General features: G+C 65.0%; 18 protein-coding genes. 15 read left to right on the plus strand and 3 right to left on the minus strand.

Translation table 11 applies throughout. From position 1 onward, the window contains the following. Positions 1-41 precede the first annotated feature (41 nt). The 6 genes from E1295_RS52105 (at position 42) to E1295_RS44325 (ending at position 5,027) form a co-directional block, all read left to right on the plus strand. Entirely contained in the window at positions 42-164 is a 123-nt protein-coding gene (locus E1295_RS52105; protein WP_281284808.1) for a hypothetical protein, read from the plus strand. Between the two features lie 133 nt (positions 165-297). Beyond that, on the plus strand, positions 298-1,650 hold the full coding sequence (locus E1295_RS44305) for a replication initiator (RefSeq protein WP_132640799.1): 1,353 nt from the start codon (positions 298-300) through the stop codon (positions 1,648-1,650). Continuing rightward, complete coding sequence (locus E1295_RS44310; RefSeq protein ID WP_132640775.1) at positions 1,647-1,832, plus strand: helix-turn-helix domain-containing protein; 186 nt, start codon at positions 1,647-1,649, stop codon at positions 1,830-1,832. The genes E1295_RS44305 and E1295_RS44310 overlap by 4 nt, the downstream gene beginning before the upstream one ends. Further along, positions 1,829-3,061 (plus strand): tyrosine-type recombinase/integrase, encoded by a 1,233-nt coding sequence (locus E1295_RS44315; RefSeq protein ID WP_246081136.1) that lies wholly within the window; start codon positions 1,829-1,831, stop codon positions 3,059-3,061. Before E1295_RS44310 ends, E1295_RS44315 begins: the two co-directional genes overlap by 4 nt. Positions 3,062-3,656: 595 nt before the next feature. Beyond that, complete coding sequence (locus E1295_RS44320; RefSeq protein WP_484214007.1) at positions 3,657-4,466, plus strand: DUF4747 family protein; 810 nt, start codon at positions 3,657-3,659, stop codon at positions 4,464-4,466. 6 nt (positions 4,467-4,472) lie between these two features. Then, positions 4,473-5,027: a hypothetical protein gene (locus E1295_RS44325; protein WP_132640779.1), complete on the plus strand. Its 555-nt coding sequence runs from the start codon at positions 4,473-4,475 to the stop codon at positions 5,025-5,027. Positions 5,028-5,032: 5 nt separating this feature from the next. Here the strand turns inward: E1295_RS44325 and E1295_RS44330 are convergent, their stop codons facing one another. From E1295_RS44330 to E1295_RS44340, 3 genes are read right to left on the minus strand one after another with little or no spacing between them, the layout of a single operon-like run. Further along, positions 5,033-5,470: a hypothetical protein gene (locus tag E1295_RS44330; RefSeq protein WP_132640781.1), complete on the minus strand. Its 438-nt coding sequence runs from the start codon at positions 5,468-5,470 to the stop codon at positions 5,033-5,035. A 50-nt stretch (positions 5,471-5,520) separates the two neighbouring features. Then, positions 5,521-6,210 (minus strand): HAD family hydrolase, encoded by a 690-nt coding sequence (locus E1295_RS44335; protein WP_132640783.1) that lies wholly within the window; start codon positions 6,208-6,210, stop codon positions 5,521-5,523. Further along, positions 6,210-7,049, minus strand: coding sequence for a GntR family transcriptional regulator (locus E1295_RS44340; RefSeq protein WP_132640785.1), 840 nt, complete (start codon positions 7,047-7,049; stop codon positions 6,210-6,212). Before E1295_RS44340 ends, E1295_RS44335 begins: the two co-directional genes overlap by 1 nt. A 108-nt stretch (positions 7,050-7,157) precedes the next feature. Here E1295_RS44340 and E1295_RS44345 point away from each other — a divergent pair, with 108 nt between their 5' ends. The 9 genes from E1295_RS44345 to E1295_RS44375 form a co-directional block, all read left to right on the plus strand. After that, the gene (locus E1295_RS44345) at positions 7,158-7,664 is read left to right on the plus strand and encodes a hypothetical protein (RefSeq protein WP_132640787.1); all 507 of its coding nucleotides are present in this window, start codon (positions 7,158-7,160) and stop codon (positions 7,662-7,664) included. Between the two features lie 118 nt (positions 7,665-7,782). After that, positions 7,783-7,938 carry a hypothetical protein gene (locus E1295_RS49465; protein WP_166427717.1) on the plus strand — a complete coding sequence of 52 codons (156 nt, stop codon included), beginning with the start codon at positions 7,783-7,785 and terminating at the stop codon, positions 7,936-7,938. Between the two features lie 715 nt (positions 7,939-8,653). Beyond that, complete coding sequence (locus tag E1295_RS52110; protein ID WP_281284809.1) at positions 8,654-8,776, plus strand: hypothetical protein; 123 nt, start codon at positions 8,654-8,656, stop codon at positions 8,774-8,776. A 136-nt stretch (positions 8,777-8,912) separates the two neighbouring features. Beyond that, positions 8,913-9,563 (plus strand): NUDIX domain-containing protein, encoded by a 651-nt coding sequence (locus E1295_RS44350; RefSeq protein WP_132640789.1) that lies wholly within the window; start codon positions 8,913-8,915, stop codon positions 9,561-9,563. Positions 9,564-9,663: 100 nt separating this feature from the next. After that, on the plus strand, positions 9,664-9,843 hold the full coding sequence (locus E1295_RS44355; RefSeq protein WP_132640791.1) for a hypothetical protein: 180 nt from the start codon (positions 9,664-9,666) through the stop codon (positions 9,841-9,843). A gap of 81 nt (positions 9,844-9,924) precedes the next feature. After that, entirely contained in the window at positions 9,925-10,293 is a 369-nt protein-coding gene (locus E1295_RS44360; protein ID WP_132640793.1) for a WhiB family transcriptional regulator, read from the plus strand. After that, positions 10,293-10,715 carry an RRQRL motif-containing zinc-binding protein gene (locus tag E1295_RS44365; RefSeq protein WP_132640795.1) on the plus strand — a complete coding sequence of 141 codons (423 nt, stop codon included), beginning with the start codon at positions 10,293-10,295 and terminating at the stop codon, positions 10,713-10,715. The genes E1295_RS44360 and E1295_RS44365 overlap by 1 nt, the downstream gene beginning before the upstream one ends. After that, a complete protein-coding gene (locus E1295_RS44370) occupies positions 10,712-11,680 on the plus strand; it encodes a conjugal transfer protein TraI (RefSeq protein WP_132640797.1) in 969 nt (322 codons plus the stop codon). Before E1295_RS44365 ends, E1295_RS44370 begins: the two co-directional genes overlap by 4 nt. 114 nt (positions 11,681-11,794) lie before the next feature. Then, positions 11,795-12,007: hypothetical protein (locus E1295_RS44375; RefSeq protein ID WP_220449204.1), on the plus strand; the 213-nt coding region annotated here is incomplete at its 3' end.

Raw genomic sequence — 12,007 nt, forward strand, 5'->3', positions numbered from 1 at the left:
CGTCTACCTGACCACCCGCCCACGAGAAAGGAGATAGCCCCGTGCCCGAAACCCAGCCGGTGATCCACTACCGCTGCTGCACCTGCAACGGCACCGGCATCGACACCGACAACGCCCGCTGCACCGACTGCGACGGCACCGGCATCGACAACCACGGCGCATAGCGCAGCGCCCCCGGCCTGGCCGCACATCCGCCAAGACGAACGCCAGGTCGGGGGCCATCCCCATCACCCGAACGAGTGAGAGGAGGTCTCCATCTTGCCTGCAACCCACGCCAACGCGCACGCCATCACCGGCATGATCAAGCGCCTCAACCGGCCCGACTACGACCGCTGGGCGAGCCAGGTCCGCCACACCGGCGGCTGCCGCCAGCCCATCCACCTCCGGGGCAAGGTCGACCACTACGACCAAGCCACCGGCAAACTGCTGCACCGCTACACCACCCGCACCGAGCCCGACGGCGTCCTACGCGTCCCGTGCAAGACCCGCCGCGCCACCCGCTGCCCCGCCTGCGCCGAGACCTACCGCGCCGACACCTATCACCTCATCCGCGCCGGCCTCATCGGCGGCAAAGGCGTCCCGGAGACCGTGACCGGTCACCCGACGCTGTTCGTCACCTTGACCGCTCCGTCCTTCGGCGCGGTCCACGCCCGCCGCGAGCATGGCGGCAAGGTCCAGCCCTGCCACGCCCGCCGCAACGCCACCACCTGCCCGCACGGCCGGGGCATGTCCTGCACCGAACGCCACCACAAGGACGACCCGCGCCTCGGCGAACCGCTCTGCCCCGACTGCTACGACTACACCGGCAGCGTCCTGTTCAACGCCCTGGCCCCGCTGCTGTGGAAGCGCTTCGCCGACTCCCTACGCCGCCACCTCGCCAAGCTCGGCGGACTGCTCCTCAAAGAGCTGCGCCACCACCTGACGCTCTCCTTCGCCAAGGTCGCCGAATACCAGCGGCGGGGCGTCGTCCACTTCCACGCCGTTATCCGCCTCGACGGCCCCGGCGGGCCCACCGCACCACCACCGGCCTGGGCCACCACCGACACCCTGACCCAAGCCATCCAGCACGCCGCCAAAGCCGTCTCCGCCACCGCACCCTCCCACGAGGGCCAGCCCGAACGCGTCCTTCGCTGGGGCACTCAGCTCGACATCCGCCCCATCACCCTGCACGGCGACCTCACCGAACAAGCCGTCGCCGGCTACATCGCCAAGTACGCCACCAAAGCCGCCGAATGCGTCGGCACCCTCGACCGCCGCATCAACCCCCTCGACGACCTGGAGCAGTACAACCTGCGCGACCACGCCCGCCGCCTCATCACCACCTGCCTACAGCTCGGCACCCAACCCGAACTGGCCGACCTCCGCCTCACCGACTGGGCCCACATGCTCGGCTTCCGCGGCCACTTCTCCACCCGATCCCGCCACTACTCCACCACCCTCGGCGAACTCCGCGCCGACCGAGAACACCACGCCCGCGACAACGACATCACCACCGGCCGCCTCCCCCTCTTCGACGAAGACACCGTCCTCGTCATCAGCACATGGGAGTACGCAGGCAAGGGCCACTCCCTCGGAGACGCCCTCCTCGCCGCCGCCCTCACCGAGACACCGCTGCCGACTTCCCAACACGACCTTGGGAGCCGCCCATGACCCGGCTGCTCCTCACGGTCCCTGAGGCCGCAGAAGCCCTGTCCATCTCGCGCAGCAAGCTCTACCAACTGCTCGCCACCGGCGCCGTCGCCTCGATCCGCATCGACGGCTCCCGCCGCATCCCCGTCTCCGCACTTACCGACTACATCACCCACCTGACCAGGAAGGAGGCCGCCGTATGACCAAGATCCTCATCGGTACGCCAGATGAGCGACCGCGCAAGAAGAAGGCACCCAAACTGCGCGACGGCGTCATGAAGCGCGGCACCACCTGGTCATACGTGATCAGAGTCCGAGACCCCGAGACGGGCGAAAGCAAGCCTCGATGGGTAGGAGGGTTCGCCACCGAGGACGACGCCAAGGCCGCCCGCGACGAAGCACGGATCAAAGCCCGGCGCGGCGAGTATGTCGACCGCAACACGATCACCGTCCGCGAGTACCTTGACGAGTGGATTGAGGCCCATGCAGTCGAGATCAAGCCCAAGACGCTCGCCGACTACCGGCACATGATCAACCGATACGTCAAACCCAACATCGGCATTCTGCGACTTCAGGCAGTCCGGGCATCCACGATCACGAAGCTGTACCGGGACCTCATGGCCGGCGGCGGCAAGAACGGACGACCTCTATCCTCCCGTACGGTCGACTACGTCCACGCCATCCTCCGGAAGGCCTTCCGCGACGCGGTAAACGTCGACGAGTTGCTTTCGTCCAGCCCGGTTGAGAAGGCCAAGCGTCCCCGCCGCGAGATCAGGGAGCCGGGCACCGTCTGGACCACGGACCAGCTCAAGACGTTCCTCCGGTACTCCCGCGATCACCGTCTCTGGCCCTTCTTCCACCTGGCGGCCTACACCGGCGCGCGTCGTGGCGAGCTCCTCCACCTCCGTTGGTCGGACGTGGACCTCGATGCCAAGCAGTTGGTCATCAGGGGCTCGGCGTCCTTCATCGACGGCGCGCGCATCGAGGGGACCACCAAGAGTGGCAGGAAGCGCATCGTCAGCCTTGACGATGGCACCATCACCGTCCTGCGCAACCAGCACAAGATGCAGGCCGCCGACAAGCTCAAAGTCGGCCCTGAGTGGCGAGGCGGTGGCGACTACGTGTTCACGACCGGCTGGGGCGAGCCCGTCCACCCGGACACGCTCAGCTCGCTGTTCCCAATCCTGATCAAGCGCTACAACGAGACCTACCCGGACCACCCGCTACCGCATGCCCGGCTCCACGATCTGAGGCACATCCACGCGACCACGCTTCTCCTGGCCGGTGTGCCGGTCCACGTCGTTGCCGCCCGCCTCGGCCACGCTGACCCGTCGATCACCCTGAGGGTCTACGCCCACGTGATCCGCGCGGCGGAAGCGTCGGCCGCGGAGGTCTTCGCCAAAGCGATCAACGACCAGAGAGCGTGGTGTTAGCAACCCTGTTAGCAAGATCGCGAGATTGTCCTGACAAACACGAAGGCCCGCTCCAGGAAATCCCTGGTGGCGGGCCTTTCAAATGTGCGCGGCCGACAGGAGTCGAACCCGTAACCTTCTGATCCGTAGGGGAAGACTCAGTACACCACCCGCATCCCCGCGACCAGCGAAGTTGCCTAGCATCGCCGCCTTATTGATGAGCCTGGGGAAGGCATTGGGAAAGATCAAGGCTCGTGCCTCAACCTCAGAGCGCTGAGAGGCTTCCTAACAAGACCATCTTTGTCCTGATGACTAGACATAGGGAGTCGCACGTTCGTCGCCCTACGGCGCGTACGAAGCTCCACTGTTCAGGGCCATATGGGAACGCTCATGCTGGAGGTGCCCAGGTAGGTGATGTAACGCTGGTGCGTCGCCCAGCGGTTGTGTAGTGGAGGTGACCAACCGCGTGATGGCAGGCGAGGACACACAAGAGGCTCGCGCCTCAGATCCATGGTTCACAGGCAAGATAGGCACGGTGCTCCTCTACCGAGTGAATCGGCGACCGCGAGCTGCTCAGACCATCGGGGCTAGTCAGCCGGCATCTGTCATGGATCACATGTTGGAAGTCCTGAGCTTCGGGCAGTCCGTAACTGCTGGCCGGCGTAGTAACGTCCGAGACTGGATCTTGGGGAACCAGTCCCTCCTGGAGAACGGGACAGTTCTTAGTGGACAAATCGGATGGCATAGGCAGAGTGAGCGTGTTACGGATGAATTCGATACCGTGACAAAAACGTGGAAGGACTCGGTAGAGCCCGCTGCGGTATCTGCACGTGCACCCTTTATTTTCCATGCTCAGAGCAGGTATCTGGGCGTGCTAAAGCATCCAAGTTTCAGTGAGACTACCGTCGCCCAAGTCTTTGAAACTCTATTAAGGCAGGGGGAGGAGCGGCGACAGTGGCCCTCGACTGAGTGGTCAGTTGAGCCGATTCTCGATGAATCGGATTTTGTGCATTGGCTGCATACCGTAGATTCCGTTCAGCATGTCAATCTAGTCGCCCGCCTGCCCAATCCTGACGGATTGGACGAGTTTGGCTCTGTGTGGGATGCCATGGATAGGCATAAGGCGCGGATGTTGCGTCAGATAATGGAGGCAGCAGACCCAGATGTGGGGCTGAGAAATGTTGAAGAGGATCAGCGCGTAAGAGAACACATTGCGATGGCGACCAACGGATTCGGCTATGTGAGCGCCAAAGGAGTTCGGGGCGGGCGCAAAGTCACGTACGACCAGAGACATCAAGTTGCCCGAGAAAGTACTGATGAGCTCGGTCCCGGCTGGCTCGAAACTGCACAAGATATCTTGAACGTAGTACGCCGAAGGTATCAGCGGTCAACTCGTGCAAGGCAGGCTGAGCAAGAAAGGAGGTGAGTGTGCGTGGGCTTGAATCGTAAAGATTTTGGATTTTGGAAAAACATTCGAGACATGCCTGCAGGGAAATTATTCGGCATTGAGGGCGTTTTCGCATTGCTCTTGGGCGGTGTTGGGTGTGGCGTCTTAATACCCAATACTAAGGTTTCTGAGCGCATAGCTGTCGCAGGGGATTTCCTTACGCTGGTAGGAGCCTTGCTTGGGGTGATGGTGGCCGCATTCGCTCTAGTGATAACCATGCTGTCGAACGAATACTTGCTACGGTTGAAAATCCATCCTCGGGGTTTTGCAATCTTCCTCTCGCCTTTCATGGTCAACATTGGTATAAACGTTGGATCGATAATCCTCGTCGTTATGTACAGAGCTGCTGCATCTCGCCTGCCGTCCACGCTTGAACAAGTGCTCTTCGTGATGGCTGGTATTTCATTTATATTCGTGTTGTTAAATGTGGTAGCTATAGCTCGCAATGTGTTGGCTCATGGGGCGACAAGGGCTGATGCGGCAGAGCTTGAAGCAATGCAGCGGATGATAGAGACGCGCGGCGATGAGGATGGAAAATGAAGGATCTATTTTCTTAGGCGGCGAGAAATTCCCGACAGTCGGGCAAGCCACGGATGCCATAGGGCTGCGCTTAGCTGATCTAAAGATTTGGCATGGGCTAGGGTTTCGGGGCCATCAGGCATGAAGCTAACATCTTCGCCATTGGGCCCTGCGCCGGGAGCTTCCTCCATCACACTGCGGGCCGCATCAGCGGCTTGCATGTAGCGTTGTACTACATCACGGGGAACCCTCGCGATAAGCGCGGCGGCCTCCAGCGCTGCCAACGCGCGTTTGTATTCCAGATATGGATCTTCTAGCCATCGAAGCGACTCCACATCGGCTATGCGTTCACGGACCAGGGCACGTGCAGCACGACGTTCCCTTGCCTGCGTGATCTGCGGAGCGATCACACCTCCTATGACGGCAGCCGCCAGAGTGCTGAGGACCTGTAACCATGCGTCCATGACGCCTGCCTTCCTGTACGCACAATGTACACGGCCTCGTTGGAGGCTGTTTATGCTAGCGAAGCTATCAGCTCTTCCATGCTTGTTACGATGAGATCGGCGCCGGCTTCGGTAAGGCGCTCGGCCTTCCCAGGCCGGTTGGCATAGCCGATCGCGAAAACTCCAGCGAGCTTGGATGCCTCGATATCCGTTGTCGAGTCCCCAACCAGCAAGGTGACCGATGGGTCGGCATTCAGACGAATGAGTGCCTGATTGAGCAGGTGAGGGTTCGGCTTCATTAGCGAAGGGTCTGCCGCAGAGCGTGCCGAAACGTAATCCACCCGATCGGCGAGCCGTTTCCGGTCCAGGAAGGTTGCCACGGCTGCGCCTGAATTATTCGTTACGATCCCAATGGTCATGCCTTTGTCGCGTGCGCACTCCATGAGGTCCGCTACGCCAGGTGTGGACCGCGCCGTAGCAGCCGCCTTCACCTCCAGCTCGGTGAGAGTCCTCAGTGTGAGATGGGTCAAGTCATCGCTGAGCGACGCGCTGAATCGGAACACCTCCAAAGGGTCGTCCGTGCTGCGAACCTGCGGTGAAAGCGACGCGCCGGCTGCCTCCAACGTGGCACGGAGATTGGCGGCAACCGTCGCCGCTGAGAGTCCTGCGAAGATGTCGCAGATCGGGCCGTCGAAGTCGAGTAGCAAGCACTGTGTCTTGCTCAGAACAGCCCGTACGGTGTCGACCCCGGACAACGCCATCAGGCCACCTCGCGTGCCACGTTGTCCCACAACGCATCGAACCACGCGGACGACTGCTGTACGAACTGTGCCGACGTAGAGTCCGGACCGTCGCTCAGCGCAAAGTGGAACAGCTCGGTGTCTTTGCCCATCAGGTCAAACATCGTGACTGGCGCTCCGCCCAATGCCACAGTGTGCTCCGCTACGGCGTAGTAGCCGAAGAACGCCTCTTCCTTGTTGATGACGTACATCTTGAAGCGCGGCGGCTCCCCACTGATTCGAACTTGAGCTGTTGCTTGTGCCACCAGGCCCAGATCCCTGAGTTCGTGCACGGAATCCACAATGGCCTGAGCGTGCCGTGATGTGATCTTTTCGGCGCGCTGTCTGAAAAGGGGCTCATCCTGCCCGCTGTCTGCTCGGCACGGGAGCGACCAGGGGCGATCAGTGTCTGGTAGGAGAAGCCGTATCGAGATGCGCTCTGGAGTCAGGCGCCCGGCGCGAATGCTGTCCAGTGCTTCCTGGACTGCGCCGTGCAACGTCTCCCCAGAAAACCCGGCGAAGTCGATGAAGACCTCTGGTCGCTTGAACGCCTCCTCGATATGAGGACGCAGGCCAACTGGGCGTGCGGTCTTCTCGCGCACGAATACGCCGCTCCCCTGACGGGAGACGATCAGTCCTTCTTCTCGGAGCTCCCGGATTGCCTGCTGGACTGTCTGCCTTGCCACGCCAAAGGTCTTGGCGAGTTCTGGCCCTGAAGGCAACTTCTCTCCCGGCACGAACTTCCTGGTCAGGATGGCCGCTCTGAGCTGAGTAGCCACCTGAAGGTAGGGCGGCCTGGGGTCGTCTGGATCGAGCTTCATGCTCTGGATCCTACCGGTGCCTGAACAACACTCCTAGCCAAGTTGAGCATGTTGCTTGACATGACTAGCCAAGCCAGTCAGCATGATGCTTGTACAACCTGCCTAGGCATGTTGGACAGCATGCACAGCCGGAAGACCTGGGAAGGCGGCGCAAGCCGCACGCCAACGGGCTGGAGCACACGCCACCTGACAAGAGAATCCGCGTCACCGCCTCGCACCGAAAAGGCGGCCTGTGCAAGGCGTTCGGCCTTGCACGCCTACCTCTTTGCTTGGTTGCCCCGATGGTCGCAGGCAGGGTTCGACTCCCCGCCGGGGCGCGTCCGCACCACCACCGAAGGGATCATCGCAATGGAGCACGTCACCACCACGAGCGGTCAGCGGCCGAACGGCAACAGCACCGCTTCGCGTAAGTACATGTGGCTGATCACGGTCCAGTGGCCCGTGGGCAACGGCGGTTTCGGCAACGCCACGCTCTGCAACACAGTGGACATCCCGGCGGGCACCTCCCGCCTGGATGTCTACTCCCAGATTTTTGAATTGGCCAAGCGTGAGACCCGCGCGGACACGCTCAATGTGCTGTTCTTCTCGCTTGAGCCTGACCAGCTGGCCAGCTAGCGCCGCCGCTCTCCAGCTCCGACAGCCCTGATGGTCGTAGGCAGGGTTCGACTCCCTGCCGGGGCGCCTACCTTTCGGCTCGTTTTCTCGTGTTCCACACCATCTCAAGGAGTGCTTCATGCTGTCCATCCGCCTAGTCGGCACGCCGGCCGAGGTCGCCGATGCCGTTCTGACGCTGCGCGAGACGTTCTCCGTTACGGCGATCAAGGGGCTGTGTCCTTCGGCCCCGGTTCAGCCCAGCGTCCGGGTCTATGTCGAGGTGGCCACCGGGTGATCTGCCGGGGGTGCGCCTCAAGCCCGTCCGGTACGACGCCGGCGCCCGGGTGCAAGCCCTTGGGGCGGGCACGGACGGAAGGCTCTTCCTGGCCTTTCGACCGTCAGGGGTCCGGCGAGAGTCCACCTCGCCAGGGCCGACCATCGATCGATCGGGAGACCGGATTCGATGTACAGCCACGCTGCACCCGCCCAGAGAGAGCGGGATGTGATGGGCAAGCCCAAGCCGCCGCCGTCGCCCTGGCTCCCGCCCGGCACCCCTTCTACCTGGGTGTGTCGCTGCGGCGCGGTCAACCCGCGTTCCTCAACCCGATGCCGCAAATGCTCATGAGAGGAGGCCTGTCCCCCATGTTCATCCGCCGGTGATGGCGCGCCCAACCCGACCAAGAGCAAAGCGCGCCGCCGGCTCCACAACAAAGGAGACATCCAGCATGTCACAGACTCCGCGTGACCAGGCTTACGACAAGGCACAGAGTCGGCTGACCCGTGAGGCCGCCGACCGGTTCGGCCGACCGGACTGGAGCGCCGAAGATCCGCGCGTCCGCCGAACGTACGACCGTGACCTGCGGCGCCGCATGCCCGTCGATGGCAAGGGGCGGCGCCGGAAATAGAGCCGCGCCCGCCAGGCCTCTCTTCCCTCGGGGGTGGGCGGGTACACGAGGCCGGCCGATGGCCGGTCATCGCTTGCGGAGGCCAGCATCCACGGCTTTCGGGCTGTGCACGCTGGTCTCCTCTTTGGCCTGACCAGACACCTCGGGTGCGAGTCCCGGGGCGGGCACGCCTCGGCGCTGCTGGCCCGGCTCAAGGCCGAAGCACCCGCCGAGGTCGTCCAGCAGTAACGCGCCCGGTCACGGCGCCACACAGCTTGGAAATCGCCCCGATGGTCGCACGGCGGGGTTCGACTCCCTGCCGGGGCACGACCGGCCACTGCGCCGGTTCCGCCATCCCCGTCCCCTGATCGAAGAGAGATCCACTATGAGGACGTACACGCATCCCGAGGTTCTCACCACCGGCGTCACGCAGAAGTGGGCCGATCCCATCACCGACCCTTCCCTGATCGACTGGGCGCCCCGTCAGGCCGCCGCGGCGATTCCGTTCCGCGTGGTCGACGGTCGTCCAGTCAATCCGTGTGAGCGGACCGGTATCCGCTACGGCCGCAACGAGCTTGGCCACTGGGGAGAGCAGGTGGCTGCCGACGCCATCGTCACCGCCGACACTCAGGCCAGCCGCTGGCTGGTCATGGTCGAACGCTCCGACGGGCATGGCTGGGCGCTTCCTGGCGGCTACGTCGAACCCGGTGAGGACCCGGAAGCGGCAGCGGTTCGTGAGCTGGAAGAGGAGACCTGCCTCAACCTGTCGAGCGTGCCTCGCCAGGTGCTCCCGGCGCGATACGTGCCCGACCCGCGCGCCAGCGATGAAGCGTGGATGGTCACCGTGCCCGTCACCTTCAAATTGTGCGCTCTGTTCGCTGTCGATCTGCCCACCGTGGTGGGGGCGGACGACGCCAAGCGCGCCGCATGGGTCCGCGCCGACAGCTACGCCCACCTGGTCGCTTACCTCAGTGGCCACTACGCCGGTCGCGTGTTCCGCGCCCACCAGGCCATGCTGCGCGATTTTCTCGGCTGACCGCTCTACCGCCCCCGATGGTCGCAGACGGGGTTCGACTCCCTGCCGGGGCACTCCGGCTGCTTCGCCGGCCACCACCCCACCCCCAAGGGAGCTTCCCATGCAGATGCAGCCTGCCAAGAGCCTCGGTCGGTTCCTGCCCACGCTGTTCCTGATCGGCTTCGTCATCTACCTCTTCACCGACCCGGCCGGCGCTGCCGTGGCCGTCAAGTGGGCGTTCGAGGCCACCGTGAGCGGCGCGCAGCAGCTCGCCGAGTTCATCAAGGCCGTCAGCAATTGAACTGTCTCACCCGCTGGGGGCGGCCCCAATCCGCCAAGACCTGAGCCGCCCCCGCTCGACTCCAAAGGGAGTACCACCATCATGGTTCGTCCGGACCTGTCGATCCACCCGGCCTGCATGTCGCTCGCCGAGATCGAAACGCTGTGGGGCGGGGATACCGACCCGCTGCTGCCCGAGTGCACCTACGACCCGGAGCTGCACACCGGCCCGCGCCTCACGGTCGAGACGAGCGCCGAGCGCGCCGCCCGTGAGGCCGTGGCGCGCGAGGTGTGCGCCACCTGCCCGGCCCGCCTGCTGTGCGACCAGTACGCCCTCGACACCCGCCCGACCTTCGGCATCTGGGCCGGCCGCACCGCCGCCGAGATCGACGCCCACGCCCAGATCACCGAGCTGTACGAGGCCATGCGTTCGCGTGCCGCTCAGCGACTGTCCGGGTTGGAGGTGGCGTGATGTCGCGCATCCGCGCCACGTTCTGGGACCCGACCGGCAGCCGGTACGGCATCCCCACCTACCCGTGGAAGATGGCCCCGGCGCACCTGCTCACGCTGCGCCAGCTCACCGCCCAAGGGCTGCGGCCCGGCGGTCAGGGCGTACAGGCCCAAGTGCTGTGGCGCTCGCGTCGCCACGGTGCGCCCGGCGTGCGCGCCGCCTACCTCTACGACGTGCGCTTCGCCCTGCCCAAGCGCACCCCGACCGCACGGCAGCGCGCCGCCCTCAGCAAGGCCAACGCCGCCCGCCGCACCTGCCCCGAGTGCCTGCGTGACGCCGGCTACGTGCTGCCGCGCCATCTGGGCATCTGCCTCGACTGCGCCGAGGAAGCCGCCACCCGCACCGACCAGGCCGACCAGACCGATTGGAGGAAGGCAGCATGAGCACCGCCACACCGACGCCCGAGCCGAGCCCGGAAGACATCTCCCGCGCGCTGGCCGAGATCGAACGACACCTGACCGAACTCGCGCCGCCTACGCCGCCCGCACCGCTGGCCGAGCCGAACGATGCGGGAGAGACCCGGCGGGTACGGCAGTTGCGCGCCGAAGTCGCCGAGGCCCGGCAACTGGCCGCGCTCCAGACCGACGACACGCCGCTGCTGCTGGACACGCCCCGGCTGCGCAAGCGCCGCAAGAAGGCCCACGAGGCCGCTCGCCTGCATCTACTCGGGCAGGACCCGGCGATGCGGGCATGGCAGGCCGCTCGGATGCGGCGGCTGCTGGTCGCCGCGGCGATGGTCGCGCTGACGTTGGCGCTGGCCTGGTCAACCGCCGGCGTTCAGCACTTCGCCGCCGAGGGCGCGCCGGCCTGGTCACCCGGCTGGATCTTCGCCTGGCTGGTCGAACCGTTCATGTCGATTGCCCTCCTGGTCATCGTGGGCGCTCGCGCCTATCTCGGCACCCAAGGGCAACCGCTCAACGATCGCAAGCTGATCAGGATCGAGTATCTGTTCCTCGGGCTGACCCTCGGCATGAACGCCTGGCCGTACCTGCCGTGGAGCGCCGTGGAGTTCTCGCTATCGCGGTTGGTGCTGCATGTGCTGGGGCCGATTGTGGCCGTGGCCATCGTCACCGCCCTGCCCATCATCCTGGCCGCCTTCGCCCGCCTGGACCCCACCGGCGGGGCGGCTGACGGCGGGCTTACCGGCCTTACGTACAGCGCGAACACCGGTGATCGGGTAAGGCGAACCGCCGCCGAGGTTGCCCCGCTGATCGAACGCGCACAGATCCTCATCGCCGCCGGCGCCCTGCCCGCCAACCCCAGCGCCAACAAGCTCAGGCAGGCGCTTCACTGCGGCATGGACGACGCCCGCGCCGTCCGTGACGCCCTCACCGAGGAGGCCGCGTGACGACCACGCCGGCCAGCCTCCACCACACGAACACGCAGGGTGCGGCCACATCCGCCAAGACCCGGCCGCACCCTGCCGCCCCGCCCGCTGCAACGCACACGAGGTGACCCCATCATGACGCACGACCCGTTCCACCACGCCGATCAACCCGACCAGCCCGACCAGCCCGAACCGGCCACGAGCGGCGCCCCGGCCACCGACCCCGAGCACGCCGCCGAGCCCGCCGAGCCCGCCGAGGCCGGCGACGACAAGGGCGCGAACATCGTCCACCTGGACACCGCCCGCGCCGGCCGCCACCCCTACCGCCCCGACGACCCGGAGCCGACC

Source organism: Nonomuraea mesophila (assembly GCF_004352805.1).
Taxonomy (GTDB): domain Bacteria; phylum Actinomycetota; class Actinomycetes; order Streptosporangiales; family Streptosporangiaceae; genus Nonomuraea; species Nonomuraea longispora.